General features: G+C 66.6%; 17 protein-coding genes. 1 reads left to right on the top strand and 16 read right to left on the bottom strand.

Annotation, left to right across the window (positions count from 1 at the left end):
* Window positions 1-94: 94 nt before the first annotated feature.
* From XarjCFBP7645_RS09025 to XarjCFBP7645_RS08955, 15 genes are all read right to left on the bottom strand, one after another.
* Window positions 95-355 carry a DUF2274 domain-containing protein gene (locus tag XarjCFBP7645_RS09025; RefSeq protein WP_104537220.1) on the bottom strand — a complete coding sequence of 87 codons (261 nt, stop codon included), beginning with the start codon at window positions 353-355 and terminating at the stop codon, window positions 95-97.
* Complete coding sequence (locus XarjCFBP7645_RS09020) at window positions 352-1,644, bottom strand: TrbI/VirB10 family protein (protein WP_104537219.1); 1,293 nt, start codon at window positions 1,642-1,644, stop codon at window positions 352-354. Before XarjCFBP7645_RS09020 ends, XarjCFBP7645_RS09025 begins: the two co-directional genes overlap by 4 nt.
* 2 nt (window positions 1,645-1,646) lie before the next feature.
* A complete protein-coding gene (gene trbG, locus XarjCFBP7645_RS09015; RefSeq protein ID WP_104537218.1) occupies window positions 1,647-2,636 on the bottom strand; it encodes a P-type conjugative transfer protein TrbG in 990 nt (329 codons plus the stop codon).
* Window positions 2,633-3,337: a conjugal transfer protein TrbF gene (gene trbF / locus XarjCFBP7645_RS09010; protein WP_104537217.1), complete on the bottom strand. Its 705-nt coding sequence runs from the start codon at window positions 3,335-3,337 to the stop codon at window positions 2,633-2,635. Before trbF ends, trbG begins: the two co-directional genes overlap by 4 nt.
* An 11-nt stretch (window positions 3,338-3,348) precedes the next feature.
* Window positions 3,349-4,728: a P-type conjugative transfer protein TrbL gene (gene trbL / locus XarjCFBP7645_RS09005; RefSeq protein WP_104537216.1), complete on the bottom strand. Its 1,380-nt coding sequence runs from the start codon at window positions 4,726-4,728 to the stop codon at window positions 3,349-3,351.
* A complete protein-coding gene (locus XarjCFBP7645_RS09000) occupies window positions 4,725-5,045 on the bottom strand; it encodes a hypothetical protein (protein WP_104537215.1) in 321 nt (106 codons plus the stop codon). Before XarjCFBP7645_RS09000 ends, trbL begins: the two co-directional genes overlap by 4 nt.
* A 12-nt stretch (window positions 5,046-5,057) precedes the next feature.
* Window positions 5,058-5,801, bottom strand: a complete 744-nt coding sequence (trbJ, locus tag XarjCFBP7645_RS08995) for a P-type conjugative transfer protein TrbJ (protein WP_104537214.1) — start codon at window positions 5,799-5,801, stop codon at window positions 5,058-5,060.
* Window positions 5,798-8,248: a conjugal transfer protein TrbE gene (trbE, locus tag XarjCFBP7645_RS08990; protein WP_104537213.1), complete on the bottom strand. Its 2,451-nt coding sequence runs from the start codon at window positions 8,246-8,248 to the stop codon at window positions 5,798-5,800. The genes trbJ and trbE overlap by 4 nt, the downstream gene beginning before the upstream one ends.
* 12 nt (window positions 8,249-8,260) lie before the next feature.
* Window positions 8,261-8,530, bottom strand: a complete 270-nt coding sequence (locus XarjCFBP7645_RS08985) for a VirB3 family type IV secretion system protein (RefSeq protein WP_104537212.1) — start codon at window positions 8,528-8,530, stop codon at window positions 8,261-8,263.
* Window positions 8,527-8,910, bottom strand: coding sequence for a TrbC/VirB2 family protein (locus XarjCFBP7645_RS08980; protein WP_104537211.1), 384 nt, complete (start codon window positions 8,908-8,910; stop codon window positions 8,527-8,529). The genes XarjCFBP7645_RS08985 and XarjCFBP7645_RS08980 overlap by 4 nt, the downstream gene beginning before the upstream one ends.
* Window positions 8,907-9,881 carry a P-type conjugative transfer ATPase TrbB gene (trbB, locus tag XarjCFBP7645_RS08975; RefSeq protein WP_429001466.1) on the bottom strand — a complete coding sequence of 325 codons (975 nt, stop codon included), beginning with the start codon at window positions 9,879-9,881 and terminating at the stop codon, window positions 8,907-8,909. Before trbB ends, XarjCFBP7645_RS08980 begins: the two co-directional genes overlap by 4 nt.
* Before the next feature lie 68 nt (window positions 9,882-9,949).
* On the bottom strand, window positions 9,950-10,414 hold the full coding sequence (locus XarjCFBP7645_RS08970) for a ribbon-helix-helix protein, CopG family (RefSeq protein WP_104537209.1): 465 nt from the start codon (window positions 10,412-10,414) through the stop codon (window positions 9,950-9,952).
* A complete protein-coding gene (locus tag XarjCFBP7645_RS08965) occupies window positions 10,411-12,408 on the bottom strand; it encodes a conjugal transfer protein TraG (RefSeq protein ID WP_104537208.1) in 1,998 nt (665 codons plus the stop codon). The genes XarjCFBP7645_RS08970 and XarjCFBP7645_RS08965 overlap by 4 nt, the downstream gene beginning before the upstream one ends.
* Window positions 12,409-12,643: 235 nt before the next feature.
* Window positions 12,644-12,907, bottom strand: a complete 264-nt coding sequence (locus XarjCFBP7645_RS08960) for an EexN family lipoprotein (RefSeq protein WP_104537207.1) — start codon at window positions 12,905-12,907, stop codon at window positions 12,644-12,646.
* Window positions 12,904-13,848: a LysR family transcriptional regulator gene (locus tag XarjCFBP7645_RS08955; protein ID WP_104537206.1), complete on the bottom strand. Its 945-nt coding sequence runs from the start codon at window positions 13,846-13,848 to the stop codon at window positions 12,904-12,906. The genes XarjCFBP7645_RS08960 and XarjCFBP7645_RS08955 overlap by 4 nt, the downstream gene beginning before the upstream one ends.
* Before the next feature lie 40 nt (window positions 13,849-13,888).
* On the opposite strand from XarjCFBP7645_RS08955, the gene XarjCFBP7645_RS08950 reads away from it, so the two are divergent.
* A complete protein-coding gene (locus XarjCFBP7645_RS08950; protein WP_219842091.1) occupies window positions 13,889-14,260 on the top strand; it encodes a LysR substrate-binding domain-containing protein in 372 nt (123 codons plus the stop codon).
* Window positions 14,261-14,266: 6 nt separating this feature from the next.
* Here the strand turns inward: XarjCFBP7645_RS08950 and XarjCFBP7645_RS08945 are convergent, their stop codons facing one another.
* Window positions 14,267-15,466, bottom strand: coding sequence for an MFS transporter (locus XarjCFBP7645_RS08945; RefSeq protein WP_258079526.1), 1,200 nt, complete (start codon window positions 15,464-15,466; stop codon window positions 14,267-14,269).
* Window positions 15,467-15,557 lie beyond the last annotated feature (91 nt).

The following is a 15,557-nucleotide window of genomic DNA, read 5'->3' as shown; positions in this document are numbered from 1 at the left end:
ACTACGATTTTTACAACTTTTCTAAGCGCAAGTCAATTTGATATAGCACCACCAATCGTAGTCTGGATACGACAATGAAAACTTATCCAAACTCTCACCCTTTCTGCATAGCCGCGCGGGAAGACGGTCGGGTGTCGTCTCCCCTGCCTCGCCTGAATCCCCGATCCCCCGCGATGAACGCCTCCAACATGTGCGGGATCAGCGTCACGGCATCGACAGTCTCGCCATACGCCTGCGCGTGCAGCGCGGCGTAGCGGTCGAGGTCAGCTTTCAAGCTGGCCGGGCAGGCAAAAGTCAGCTTGACGTTCTCGGTCTTGGGCAGCGGCCCGAGCCGCAGCTTCTTGGTCGTGCTCATCGTGAAGTCCCCCGATTGAAGAACAGCGGCTGGTACGGCCGCAGCACCAGATCCCGATTGACGATGATGCGAACCGGCAGGCCCGGCCGCTCGGTCAAGGTGGGCTGGATGTTGAGGTTGCGCCGGGTCATCTCCTGGCCGACCTGATTGATGCTGTCCTGCGCGCTGTCGCGCCCGGCGATGATGATGCGATCGCCGTCTTGCCGGTTCTCCGGCGCGGCCAGCTCGGCGCCGACGCCCAGCAGCGTGGTCAGCACCGTACCGGCGAAGATGCGATCCCAATGCCAATCGACACCATCCTCAAGGCCGGCATAGCCGGCCGGGTCAGTGCCGGCCAGGTTGTCGAGCGTGAGCGATGACGTGTCGGGCAGGATGATCCGGTTCCAGACGACTTGAACGCGGCTCTGCCCGTAGCTGACCTGGCTGTTGTAGCGGCCGAGGATGCGCGAACCTTGCGGAATCAGCAGGAAGCGCCCGGTGGCCGTGTCATAGACCGGCTCCGTCACTGTGGCGATCACGTCGCCGGGCAAGTCTGACTTGATGCCCGTGACCAGCGCCCCGGCGACCACCGTTCCGGCCATCACCTGATACGGCGATGCGGGCATTTGCAGGTTGCCGGAATTACGGGTTTCCGTGGTTCCGGCTTGCTGGAACGCCTCCTTCTGGTCTTGCCTGTTCTGCACGGCCGTCGGGTCGGCAGGCTGGGCCGCCGTCGAAGCCGGCCCGGCCGCCATCGGGTCGAAGGCCGCATTGGCGGCGAAGCCCGGCGCGGCGGCCACCTGCGACTGCGCCACGGGCGCGGCTTGCTGGGTGCCGGTGCGAAAGAATACCGACGATGCAGCCGCTTCCTCGGCCTCCTTCAATCGGGCCAGGCGTTCCGCCTCGGCCGGGTCATGACCGGGTGTGGCGTAGGCGGCCACGGCCGGCTGCTGCGAATTCACGATGGCCGGCCCAAGGTCGCCCGGCAGCGGCGGCCCCAGCTCGGGCACGTCGGGGGGCAAGGTCGGCGGCAGCTTGGAATAGTCGGCCGGAAGCTGGTCGAGTCCTTCGGAGCGTGAAACGCGATCCACGTTGTAAAGCTCGGTCTGCTCGTTGGCCGCGCGCCGCTGCGGTTGCAACGACCACATCAGCGCGCCGAGCACGGCGACCGACAGGCCGCCGGCAAGGATGGCCAGCGTGCGCCGGTTCAGCCGTGTGACCGGACGCGGCTGGGCGCGCAGCGCCACCGCTTCGGGTTCGACCTTGCCCGCCTGCGGCACGGCAACGTCGGGAGTGTCGTCCTGGCTCATGGTCAGTTCCTCCGCGTGCCATCCGTGCGCTCGATACGCACCACGTCGCCACCGTCCCCGCCCAAGCGCAGTTCAGCCGCACCGAACAACCGATCGACGATGTAGTACGGCGAGCGGAAGCGGTAGTTCACCAGCTGCCCGTCGCCCTGTGCGCCGATGACGAACAGCGGCGGCAGCTCGCCTTGGGCGATGCCCGGCGGGAACTGGATATAGACCTTCTCGCCGTCGTCGAAAGCGCGCAGCGGCTTCCACGGCGGATTGCTGCCGCTGATCGCGTAGCGGAAGCGGATGCGCTCAAGCGATAGGCCGGTATCGACCGGCGCGGTCGCCTGCGCGGCCTGCGCCTGGCGCTGCAAGGCCAGCATCCGATCTCTCGGGTAATCCCAGGACACCGATGCCATCCAGGCGCGTTCGGTCGAAGTGAGTTCCAGCAGGTACGTCCGGCGGCTGGTGGTGATGACCAGGTTCGTCTTCAACCCGGAACGGATCGGCTTGACCAGCACATTGATGCGCAGCTCATCGCCGCTGCCGCTGGACGTGTCGCCAACGATCCAGCGCACGGTATCGCCGGCGGCGACCGTCACCAGTTCTTCGCCGGGCTGGAGCGACACCACTGTGACGCGCCCCGGCGCGGCATAGACCTGATACAGCGCGCCGTCGGTGTACGGCCAGACTTGAATCGCGTTGACGTAGCCCTCGCGCGTGGGCGCAATGCGCGCCTCGGCATTGGCCTTCGATACGCGCACGGTTTCGTCGGTCGGCTCCGGCGCCGGCGGCGCTTCGTCCACCTCGGGCAGCGGTTTCAACTGCGCCGGCATCGGCAGCACCGTTGGCACCTCCACCACTTCGACCGGCTTGGGCGGTTCAGGCAACGGCTGGGCCTGCACGGGCTCATCGAGCGAGATGGTCGGCGGCGGCTTGCCCTGCGTGGCGCAGCCCGACAGGGCAAAAAGCAACAACGGCAAAGCGTAAAAGCGGAAAGGCAGGTTCATGGCTTGGCTCCTTCGGAAGAATCCAGATCGCGGCTCCACGACAGGCCGTTGACGTAGATGCCCAGCGGGTTGCGGCGCAGGCGTTCTTCGGTGCGAGGGGTCTGCTGCACGATGGACACCACGGCCGTCCACCGCTCCAGCCCGGCGGCGGCGCCGTTGACGTAGCGGCGTTCCGTCCAGCGCACGTTGAACGACGTGTCGCTGGCGCGGACGACGCTGCTGATCTGCACCGTCACCGACTCGCGGCCAATACGGGCGAACGGGTCATTGCTGCGGGCGTAGTCGTTGAGCACAGCCGCGCCCCTGTCTGTGGTGTAGTCGTAGGCGTCCAGCCAGTTCTGCCGCACCACGATGGGGTCGATGGACAGCGATCGAACCAGCGTGATGAAGCGCGCGATGTGGTGCGCCGTCTGCGCATCGTTGGGCCGGTACGGCGTGGCCGCTTCGCCCACGGCGCGTACCTGGCCGGCGTTGTCCACTTCCACCACGTAGGGCGTGACGATGGATTGCGCCGAGCGCCAGACCAAGCCGCCAGCCATCAGCAGCGCCAGCACCAGGCAGCCGAAGGCCATCAGCCGCCAGTTCTTCGCCTGCACGCGGGCCGAGCCGATACGCTCGTCCCACACCTGCGCGGCGGATTGGTATGGGGTGGCAGGCTGCGGCGTATCGGCATAGCGCACCTGCGGTCGCTTGAATCGCATGGTCGTTTCTCCTATGAATCGGAATCGCGCAGGCTCGGGCCTTGCCCCGAGCCGCCACCATCGCCACCGCGCAGCGTGTGGGCGGTGGTGGTCGCGGCGTGGGTGATCTGCTGGCGACGGTGCAGGCGCTTGGCCCAGGCCGGTTGGGTAGCGGCCGGGGCATTGCCTTCGGCTGTATTCCCTTGCGCAGTGCCACCGCTGGCCGCGGTCGCACCGCTGCCCGAGGCCGGTGCCGCGCCGTCGGCGCGGAAAGCGGCTGTTGTGCGGTCCTTGAGCGAGCGCGCCCCGGCGGCGGCCTTCTGGCCAGCGGCCTGTGCGCCGGTCTTGGCGATGTTGCCAAGACCAGCCGCCGCGCCCTTGGCCCCGCCGCCGGCAGCGGCGGAGCCGGCCTGGAACGCCGACCGGGCGCTGCCGGCCGTTGAGGCAGCAGCACGCGCACCGCTGCCAGCCAGCTTGGCGGCAGCCGGCGCCATGCGCGCCCCGGCCATGACCGCACCGCCCACGCCAGTCGCGGCGGCACCAATGGCAACGCCTGTGCCAACAGCGCCGACAGCCGCACCGGCCATCGCACCCGCGCCAAGCTGCGGCGCACCGGACACAAGGCCCGTGGCGATGCCCGGCCCGAAGATGCCCAGGGCCAGCAGCGAAAGCGAGGCCAGCATCACGACCAGGGCATGGTCGATGGACGGTTCATCCGGTACGGTCTGGAACTCGGCGAACAGGCCCGACCCGATGCCGACGATGACGGCCAGCACCAGTACCTTGATGCCTGACGACACCACGTTGCCGAGCACCTTTTCGGCGAGAAACGAGGTCTTGTTCCAGAGCGCAAACGGGATCAAGACGAAACCGGCGAGCGTGGTCAGCTTGAACTCGATCAGCGTGATGAAAAGCTGCACCGCCAGCACGAAGAAACACAGGATGACGGTGAGCCAGGCGAGGAACATCACCACGATGGGGTCGATGTTCACGAACACCTCGGGAAACCCGGCCATGTCCCCGATCTGCTCCAGAATCGGCGCACCCGCGTCGATGCCGGTCTTCGCCAGCCGCCCCGGTTGCAGGAAGTTGTCCATCGTGATGGCCGAGCCGGTGGCCGTCAGGCCCAGGCCGGCGAACGAGCGGAACACGATGCCGGCCAGCCAATTGAAGTTGCCGATGATGTAGGCGAAGGCACCGACGTAGAGCACCTTGCGCAGCAGCTTGGCGATCACGTCTTCGCCCTGGCCAGTGGCGTGGCTCATGGCCCAATACAGGCCGGCGATGGTCATGTCGATGACGATGAGCGTGGCGGTCAGGAACGCCACTTCGCCTTGCAGTAACCCGAAACCGGAGTCGATGTAGCGCGAGAACGTGTCGAGGAAGCGGTCGATGATGGTCACGTCGTTCATGGCGCGTCCTCGTATGCAGGCGAGGCCGGCGTTTGGCCGCCATCGGCGGGTTCATCGAAGCTCGGCGGAATCGGCGGCAGGTCGGCCAGCGTCCGGTATTCGTCTGGCTCGGTCTGTCCGGCGAAGAAGCGCCGCCTGAAGGCTTCGGCAGCAGCGCGGCAGGCGTCCTCGCCCACGGCCTGCCGGTCTGCCGCGCATTGCGCGCGCAGCGTCTTGAGCCGCGCGGGATCAGCGGCCAAGGTGGCGGCCAGGTCTTCGGCCGGCTGCTGGCCGCAAGCGGTCAGCAGCACGGCCAGCAGGACAGGAACGCATCGCATGGCCGCCTCCAGTCAGTTGTTGTAGAAATTGACGGTCTGCGGCGTGTACGGCGTGCCGGTGCCGAGGAAGCGCCGCCGTACTTCGCGGGCGCGCTCGGTGGCCGCCGCCTGTCGCGCCAGTTCCAGCGAGGCCGCACGGTCTTGCGTGATCTGGAGCTGCTGTGCCTGGATGGACTGCTTGGCCTGCAATGCAAGGAGCTGGTTCGTCGCCTGCATCGCTTGCAGCGCGCCTGTGGCGGACTGGCTCTGGCTGACCAGATCGGCGAGCGCGCTTTCGTCTTGGGTCAGGTTCTGCGACACCTGGGCTTGCATCCGCATGGCGGTGTGCAGGCCGTTCAAGCTGTTCTGCCAGCGTTCGCGGGCGTCCTGCGCCATGCGGTCGCCGCTGACGGTGGCGGCGTACTGCTCGGGATACAGACGCGCGAACTCCCGATCCATGCTCGTCACGTCGTAGGCCAGCCCCTGCGCCTCGGCGATCAGGCGTTCGGTGGTGGCGAGCGTCGAGCGCAAGCGGTTGACGACGTTGAAGTCCAGCGCCGCCAAATTGCGCGCCTGGTTCATCAGCATCTGTGCTTCGTTCTGGAGCTGGTTGATCTGGTTGTTGATCTGCTCCAGCGTGCGAACGGCGGTCAGCGTGTTCTGCACGAAGTTCGACGGATCGAACACGGTGATGGCCGCTGCAGGCTGTGTGAGCATCAGCGAGACAGACAGCACGGCAGCGAGCGAGGCGGACAGCAAACGGGGCTTGGTCTTCATGGCGAAACCTCCAGTGGTTGGGCGTTGAGGAACGAAGCGGCCGCCGGTGCGGACGGCAGCAGGTCGGCGGCCCAATCAAGGCCGCGATGGCGCAGCCACGCGCCGGCGAAGCCGGGAGCGCCGGCCTGCGTCAGCACGCGGTCGATGTCGCGTTGGTCTTGCGGTGTGGATGCGCCCGCGAACGCGAGCGCGGCTGGCCCCAGGTCGAGGTCGAACAGGCGATTGCCGAGACGGGATTGGTAGTAGTAGTCGCGCTTGGGCTGCGCGGTGGCGACGATTTCGATTTGCCGGCTGTTGAGGCCGAAGCCCTCGTAGATCGTGCGAATCTGCGGCTCGGTGGCCTGCGGGTTAGGTAAGAAAATCCTGCTCGCGCAGCTTTCGATGATGGCCGGCGCGATGCTCGAATCCTTGATGTCGGCCAGCGACTGCGTGGCAAAGATGACGCTGACGTTCTTTTTCCTGAGCGTCTTGAGCCATTGGCGGATGCGGGCCGCAAAGGACGGCTCATCGAGGAACAGCCACGCCTCATCGAGTATCAGCAGCGTCGGCGCACCGTCGAAACGCTCATCGAAGCGGGCGAACAGGTAGCGCAGCACCGCTTGCACGGCGGCAGGGCTGTGCATCAGTTCTTCCATCTCGAAGCCTTGCACGTCGCCGAATCCGAGGCGGTCGGCGTCCGCATCCAGCAGCTTGCCGTGGGCACCGCCCAGCACATACGGCGACAGCGCCTGCCGCAGCGCGTTCGATTGCAGCAGCACCGAAAGCCCGGTCATCGTGCGCTGTTCGACCGGCGCACCGGCGAGGCTGCCGAGCGCCGACCAAATGGCCGCCTTCTCGTCCGGGCCGACGGTCACGCCTTCGTGTAACAGCCGGCCTTCCACCCATTCGGCCGCCCAGGTGCGGTAGCCCTCATGGTCGATGCGCGCGAGCGGCTGGAAGGCAATCGCGCCATCGGTGCCGAGGTCGTAGTGCTCGCCGCCCAGGCCCAGCACCGTGGCCCGCATCGAGCGCCCCATGTCGAAGGCGAAGATCCTTGATCCCCGATAACGCCGGAACTGCAAGACCAGCTTGGCGAGCAGGACGGACTTGCCCATGCCGGTCGGCCCCGCGACAAGGGTATGGCCCACGTCGCCGATGTGCAGCGACAGCCGGAATGGCGTCGCGCCATCGGTGCGGGTGACGATCAGCGGCGGGCCGTCGAGGTGGCCGTTCTTCTCCGGCCCGGCCCATACCGCCGACAGCGGCATCATGTGCGCCAGGTTCAGCGTCGAGACGATGGGCTGGCGCACGTTCGCGTAGGCATTGCCCGGAATGGACGACAGCCACGCATCGATGGCGTTGAGGGTTTCGGGAATGGTCACGAAGCCCCGGCCCTGGATGACGCGCTCCACCATGCGCAGCTTCTCGTCGGCTGCGCCGGCATCCGTGTCCATCACGGTGACGGTGGCCGTCAGGTAGCCGAAGGCCACTTGATCGCTACCCAGTTCCTGCAAGGCGGCATCGGCGTCGGCTGCCTTGTTGCTGGCGTCTGTATCGACCAGCGGGCTTTCCTGCTGGAAGATCGTTTCGCGCAGCAGCGCGACGACGTTCTTCCGTTTCGCAAACCACTGGCGGCGCAGGCGGCCCAGTTCCTTTTCCGCCTCGGCTTTGTCCATGCACAGGAAGCGCGTGCTCCAGCGATAGGCAAAGCCCAGGCGGTTGAGGTCGTCCAGCAGGCCCGGCCAGGTCGAGGTCGGAAAGCCACGCACCGACACCACGCGCAGGTGTTGGTCGCCCAGCGTGGGCGCCAGGCCACCGACCAGCGCGGAATCGGCCAGCAGCGCGTCCAGATGGAAAGGCACTTCGGGAACGCCGATGCGGTAGCGCCGCGTCGAGACGGTCGCATGCAGGTAGGTCAGCGTCTGGCTGTCGTCCAGCCATGCGATCTCCGGCATCACGCCGTCGAGCAGGTCGAACACGCGATCGGTTTCCGCCACGAAGGCATCGAGGCGGCCGTCCCAATCCACGCCATCGCCGGGCGAGTTCTCGTAGAGCAGCTTCGCGGCGCGGGCGCGGGATTCCTCCGGCGGCAGGAAAGCCACCGTCAGGTGATAGGCGCTCTCGAAGTGATGGCCCGATTCCTCGAACGCGGCGCGACGTTCTTCATCGACGAGCCAGGACAACGGTTCGGGGAAGTCGGAATGCGGATAGTCGGCGGCGGATTGGCGCTCTGCCTCGATGAACAAGGCCCAGCCAGAACCCAGCCGGCGCAACGCGTTGTTGAGCCGCGCCGACGCGGCGATCAGCTCGCCTTGCGTGGCGCTGTCCAGATCGGGGCCACGGAATCGGGCCGTGCGCTGGAAACTGCCGTCCTTGTTCAAGACGACGCCCGGCGCGACCAGCCCGGCCCACGGCAGCCAGTCCGCGAGCAAGGCCGGGCGCTGGCGGTATTCGGCAAGGTTCAGCATCGCGGCATCCCCCTACACATCCAGCAGCGGCTTGTGCTTGATGTGCCGGGCGAAGACCTGCATGAACTGCGGATCGACGCGCGCGCCCCACACGGCGAGCGAATGGCCGACGAGCCAGAGCACCAGCCCCGGAACCCACAGTTGCAGGCCCAGCCCGACGGCAGCGGCGAGCGTGCCGTTGGCAATGGCGACCGTGCGCGGCGCACCGCCCATGAGGATCGGTTCGGTCAGCGAGCGGTGCAGCGGCACCTCGAAGCCCGGAAGGTCGCTGGCCGTACTCATACGACTGCCCCGCCGGAGAAGCTGAAGAACGACAGGAAGAACGAGGACGCGGCGAACGCGATGCTCAACCCGAACACGATCTGGATGAGCTTGCGAAAGCCCCCCGACGTGTCGCCGAAGGCCAGCGCCAGGCCCGTGGCGATGATGATGATGACCGCGACGATGCGCGCGACCGGCCCCTGGATGGAATCGAGGATGGATTGCAGCGGGCCTTCCCACGGCATCGAGGAACCGGCGGCCTTCGCCGTGCCGGCCGTCACCAGCATGACGGCGGCCAGCAGCAGGCCGTGGTGTGCCGGCGCGGCCAAGCGCCGCAGGCGCGCAAGGATTGAGGCCGGATTCACGGAAAAACGGAAAGCAACAGCGTTCATCTGCGTCATGGCAGTTCTCCAGGGTGGTCAGGGGACGGGGAGGAAGGCGGCGACAGCGCGGGAAACGGCGTTTCCATCGCGTCCGCCAGGCGGTAGCCGGCGGCGTCGAAGCCATTGAGGCGGGCAATGCTTTCGACGTGGCGCTTGCGGCCACGACCGGCGATGTGGATGACGACGTTGACCGCTTCGGCGATCAGCGCCCGCGGTGGGTTCACCGCGACTTCGAGAATCAGTTGTTCGAGGCGCAGCAGCGCGCCCAGCGCGGAACCGGCGTGGATCGTGGCGATGCCGCCCGGATGCCCCGTTCCCCACACTTTGATGAGGTCGAGAGCTTCGCCGCCGCGCACTTCGCCGACGATCACGCGGTCGGGGCGCAGGCGCATCGTGGCGCGCACCAGCTCGGTCATGGACACCACGCCGGCACGGGTGCGCAGCGGCACATGATCGCGGGCCGCGCATTGCAGCTCGATGGTGTCTTCGAGCACCAGCACGCGGTCGCCGGTCGCGGCGATCTCGGCCAGTAGCGCGTTCGCCAGCGTGGTCTTGCCGGTGCTGGTGCCGCCGGCGATCAGGATGTTCTGCCGCTCGCGCACGGCGCGGCGAAGGAAGTCCGCTTGCCCAGCGGTGAGGATGCCGTCGGCCACATACTGATCCAGGCCGATGATGTTCACGGCGCGCTTGCGCAGCGCGAACGCCGGGCCGGGCGCGGCAGGCGGCAAGATGCCCTCGAAGCGTTCGCCCGTCTCCGGCAGCTCGGCGGTCAGCAGCGGCTGGCCGCGATGCACTTCCGCGCCGACGTGGGCCGCGACCAGCCGGATGATGCGTTCGCCATCGGCTTCGGGCAGCTCCACGCCCAACGGCGCACGGCCCGACGACAGCCGATCGACCCATAGTGTGCGGTCGGGGTTGAGCATGACTTCCACCACGTCCGGGTCTTCGAGCGCGGTGGCGATCACCGGCCCCATTGCGGTACGCAGCATCTGGATGCGGCGATCGAGCGAGGTCGCGGCGGACGAACGAGGCTCGGGCGGGATCTGCGGAACGGCGCTCATGAGGCACGCTCCTGGGCTTCGGCCAGCGCCGCCGCGTCATCCATCCGCATCGGGTCGGGATGCAGTTCCTCCACCACGTCGCGCACCAGACTTCGGCCGCGCAGCAGGTGCCTGCCGAGTTGTTCGATGAACTGCTCGAAACGCGCCTTGCCCTGGGCACGGGCGGCGTCCTGATGCGCCTCGGGCACCGGGGTGCTGACAGTCAAGAAGTAGCGGACGAACAGCGCCAGCGTTTCGATCTGGATGTTCTGGTCGCGCTCCAGACGTTCGGCCTGCCGCGACAGGCGATCCAGCCGCTTGGCGATGGCCGCCTCGCGCTGGTCGCCGGCATCGGGCGACAGCCACGATGCGAGCGCCGCCGCGACGATGGACGACTTGGACACGCCCTTCTTGGCGGCCAGTTCGTCCAGACGCTTGGCGTGCTCGGGCTGGATGAACAGGTTGAGTCGGTATTGGCTCATAGGTCGATTCCGTCGTTGGGGTTCAGCGATGCCAGCCGGGCCGTGCGCTGCATCGCGGGGTCGAGCTGGCCGGGAAGCGGCAGCGGCAGGTCGTCGTCATCGAGCAGCGCCAGGTCGGTCGCGTGCGCGTCCGGCTGGGGGTCGTAGGCGACGGTTTCGGAGAGTTCGGGCTGACGGCGCGGGCCGCCGTCGTCGGCGCCGCCAAGGTCATCGGCGGATGCCGTGGCCGGTGCGGCGGGCACGGCGGGAATCGCCAGGCCGCTCCAATCGTCGGGTCGGGCCGGCGGCGCATCGGCATAGCGCCCGGCTGCGAGCGCAGGCGGCGACAACACGCGCTGCTGGAAGTTGGCGTCGGCGTAATAGCGCAGCTTCTTCGCCTTGATCGGCGGCAGGCTGGACACCATCACCACCGACTCGTCGGGCGGAAGCTGCATCACCTCGCCAGGGGTGAGCAGCGGACGCGCGGTTTCCTGCCGCGACACCATCAGGTGCCCGAGCCAAGGGGCCAATCTGTGTCCGGCGTAGTTGCGCTGCGCGCGCAGTTCGGTGGCGGTGCCGAGCGTTTCGGAAATGCGTTTGGCTGTGCGTTCGTCGTTCGTCGCAAACGTCACGCGAACGTGGCAGTTGTCGAGGATGGAATGGTTCTGCCCATACGCTTTGTCGATCTGATTGAGCGACTGCGCGATGAGGAAGCTGCGGATGCCGTAGCCGGCCATGAACGCCAGCGCCGTCTCGAAAAAGTCGAGGCGACCGAGCGCGGGGAACTCGTCGAGCATCAGCAGCAGCTTGTGGCGGCGCTCGATACCATCGGAGCCATCGAGCGATTCCGTGAGTCGCCGCCCGAGCTGGTTGAGGATCAGCCGGATCAGTGGCTTGGTGCGGCTGATGTCAGAGGGCGGCACCACCAGGTACAGCGATACGGGATGCTCGGCAGAAATCAGGTCGGCGATGCGCCAGTCGCAACGTGACGTGACCTCGGCCACCGTGGGATCGCGGTACAGGCCGAGGAACGACATGGCGGTGCTCAACACGCCGGAGCGTTCGTTGTCCGACTTGTTGAGCACTTCGCGCGCGGCGGATGCGACGACGGGATGCGGCGCATCGCCCAGGTGCTTCGTCGTCATCATCCGGTGCAGCGTCAGCTCGAACGGGCACGCTGGATCGGACAGGAAATTCGCCACCCCGCGCAAAGTTTTGTCGGTGCCGGCGTAGAGCACATGCAGGATGGCGCCGACCAGCAGCGCGTGACTGGTCTTTTCCCAATGGTTCCTGCGTTCAAGCGCGCCATCGGGATCGACCAGAATGTCCGCCACGTTCTGCACGTCGCGCACTTCATGCGCGCCGCGCCGAACTTCCAGCAGCGGGTTGTAGGCCGCCGACTTCGCATCGGTGGGGTTGAACAGCAGGCAATGGCTGAACCGCGAGCGCCAGCCTGCGGTGAGTGTCCAGTTTTCTCCTTTGATGTCGTGGACGACGACGGATGCAGGCCAGCTCAATAAGGTCGGCACGACCAAGCCGACGCCTTTGCCGCTGCGGGTGGGCGCAAAGGTCAAGACGTGTTCCGGGCCTTCGTGGCGCAGGTACTGGTCGCGATGCAGGCCGAGGAAGACCCCGGCCGGCTGGGTCAGTCCAGCCTTGCGAATATCGGCTGTATCAGCCCAGCGCGCCGAGCCGTAGGTCGTGACCAGCTTGGCCTGCCGCGAGCGCCAGACCGACATGGCGATGGCGACCACCACGGCCAGAAGGCCGCTGCCGCCCGCAATCGCACCACCTATGTCGAAGACATGCGGCGCGTAGGCATCGAAGAAGAACCACCATTCAAACAGCCGCCAGGGGTGATAGACCGGCGTGCCAAAGAAGTCGAACCAGGGCGAGCCAAGGCGTACTTGATGTCCGAGGGCTGCCGCCGTCCATTGCGTTGCACTCCATACGCCGGCGATCACGATGCTGAAAACAGCGGCGATCTGCCCGAACAGCACACCCTGACCTTGCATGACTGGCCTCCGATTTCTCCTGCGCTGATTCCTCGCTCACACGCGGCACAAGGACGTGCCGCATAGCGCGAGGATCAGTGCCGGGTCGGTGCCGGTCAAAGACCGTTATCGGAAGAAAGGTCGAGTAAAAAGCAAGATTTCGCGCAGGGGCGCAGGCAGAAAAAACGCCGCAAGCGATGGCGCGTTGCGGCGTGTCGAGCAAGAAGTCGGAAGTTTCGTGGCGAAGCGCCTACGATCAGAACTTGGGCGGATTCTCCGGCGGCGTATAGGGCACCGTGCCATCGTTATAGAACCGCTTGCGTGTGGCCTCGGCTACTCGGTTGCATAGCTCGTCACCCAGCTTCGCGCGCTCGACTCTGCATTGCTGGCGCAGCTCTTTAAGCCGCTTGGGGTTGGATGCCAGTTCTTCGACAGTCGGCAGGTTCGCCTGTTGAGGTGTTTCGGACTGGCCACAGGCCGTCAGCACCGCCGCTAGCAGAAACAGGAGGCTCCTTTTCATGGTTTGGGTTCCTCCGGGGGATCGAGGGGATAGCTTGGCGATGGCCTAGTAGTTTTTGGAGATTCGATGGCCTGGACGCGGTCTATGAAGCGAGTGACCGTTTCCAAAGGCTCTCCCGCCGGGCGCAGCAGATAAGTCGTCAGCACGGGCGAGCGGCCTGCCAAAGGCCGTGCCACGACTCCAGGCTCGCGGCTGGCTGCGATGTGTGCTGCACCCGCCAGCCCCAGGGCGAAACCAGCGGATACCAGCGTCATCATGAGATCGAATGAAGCCACCCGTTCGACCACCAGCGGCTCCATGTCCACGCGACGCAGCACGCGCTCGATTTGCCGTACGTGGCCTTCGCATGCCTGCGGGTCGCCCAACACCAGCGGGAAGCGCAGCACTTCTTCCAGAGGAATCCGCTTGTGCTTGAGCAAGTCATGCCGTGCCGGCACGGCCACCATCAGCGGATCGCTCCAAACCGCCGCTGCCACGATGCCGTCGCCAACCTCATCGGACTGTGCGAAGCCTACGTCGTACAGGTCGTCAAGCAGCCCTTTGATTTGCTGCGAAAGCGGCACCTCGAACAGGCGGATCTCGACCTCGGGTTCCTCCTGGCGGCACAGCGCCAGCAGCGACGGCAGACGAGACGGCGTGATGCCGTCTGACAGCGCGACGCGCAACTGGCCGTGGAAGCCATTGGCAGCCGCCTTCACGCTTTCGCGAGCTTGCTGCAAGGCGGCGAAGACGCGCGGAACATGCTCCAGAAAAAGTGCGCCTGCGCGAGTCAGCCGTGTACTGCGCGTAGTACGGGCGAATAGCACCACGCCCAGTTCTTCTTCCAGTTCCTTGATGGCACGCGACAGCGGCGACTGCTCGATGTGCAGTCGTTCCGCGGCACGGGCGAAGTGAAGCTCTTCGGCTACGGCCAGGAAGCAGCGCAGATGCCGAAGCTCCATCGTTCACCTACCCATGAAGCCTTGCGCCGAGGAATGCGGGATGCCGCATCTGCCACAGCATCCAGGCGATCCCCAGGCCCACAGCTATCCAGGGCTGCTGCAAAGCACCTGGCCGCTGCGCAAGGAGCGGCGGGAGAAGCCTGTCGCGGTCGGCGGCACGCTGTGCAGCGACAGCGGCGACGTGCTGCATGCCTGGTGCCTGGCCGGGCTGGGCGTCTCGCTGCGCGAGACCTGGGACATTCACGAGGAACTGCGCGATGGACGGCTGGTGCGCGTACTGCCCGAATGGGAAGCCACGCCCTCGAAGATCAGCATCGTGCGCGCGCGGCGCGAACCCGTGCCGCGCCGGCTGACGGCGTTCAGCGATTTCCTGCTGGAACGCTGGCGGGATGCGCCGTGGGATGCGGCCTGACATTTTTCAATGTCCTTGGGCGCCGTCGGCCAACACCGCTGCGACCGGCACCGGCCGCCTGTCGAGCCAGCCGCTCCACAAGGTCAGCAGCAGGCCGATGCCCACCATGAGGGCGCCGACCCACGGCGTCGCACCCAAGCCCAGGCGGGACTCCGCCACCAGCCCGCCGATGAAGGCGCCAAGCGCGATGCCGGCGTTGGCGGCCGACACATTGATGGTGGAAGCGATGTCCACGTTGCCGGGCCGATGGCGCTGGGCGAGCTGCACGACGTACAGGGCCAGCCCCGGCACATTGCAGAACATGAGTGCACCGAGCACGCCGAGTGTCAGGATCGAGCCCAACATGGACGACGCGGTGAAGGTGAAGATCAGCAGTACCGCCGCCTGCGCGCCGAGCATCAGCGCCAGCGCCGGCACAACCTTCTTGTCGGAGACGCGCCCGCCAAGGAAATTGCCAACGATCACCGAGACACCATAGAGGGCCAGCATCCACGCCACGCCGTTCGGGCCGAAGCCGGTGATGTCGGCCAGGATGCTGGGCAGATAGGCGAAGGCGATGAAGGTGCCGCCCCAGGCGCAGAAGTTCATGCCGAACGCGATCAGCAGGCGTCCGCTGCCCAGCACCTTGACCTGTTCGATGAGGCTGCCGGCCGGCGCGATGTCGATCTTGCGCGGCAAGGTGGCCGCCATCGCCAGCAGCGACACCAGGCCGATGGCCGCGACGAACCAGTAGGCCATCGGCCAGCCCAGGCGCTGGCCGATGACGGTTGCGATCGGCACGCCGGCCGCGACCGCGATCGTCAGGCCGCCGAACACGATCGCCACCGCCGAGGCACGCCGGTCTTCCCCCACGAGGCTCGCGGCGATTGCCGCGCCGACGCCGAAGAAGATGCCATGCGGCAAGGCGGAGACGATACGCGCGACGATGAGGAATTCGTAGCTGGCGCTCAACGCGGCGGCGGCATTGGCCAGGACGAACAAGGCCATGACCGACAGCATCAGTGTCTTGCGCGACAGGTTTCCCGTCAGCGCCGCGAGGATCGGCGATCCGAAGCTGACGCCCAGCGCATAGCCGCTGACGACCAGCCCGGCCCGCGCCAGGTTGACGCCGAAATCGTCGGCGATCTGCGGCAACACGCCGACGCTCGCGTACTCGGTGGTGCCGATGGCGAAGCCACCGACCATCATGGACAGCAAGGCCGGCAAGGTGCTGCGTTGCTTGGAAACAGCCTGCATGAAAACGCTCCGAGTAGGTCTGATTGATCGACCTTTCCGAGCGTAGATGGAATGACTATGA

This window comes from Xanthomonas arboricola, assembly GCF_002940665.1.
GTDB lineage: Bacteria > Pseudomonadota > Gammaproteobacteria > Xanthomonadales > Xanthomonadaceae > Xanthomonas > Xanthomonas arboricola_B.
The sequence above is the reverse complement of the archived record's forward strand: the minus strand, read 5'-3'. Positions and strand labels throughout refer to the sequence as shown.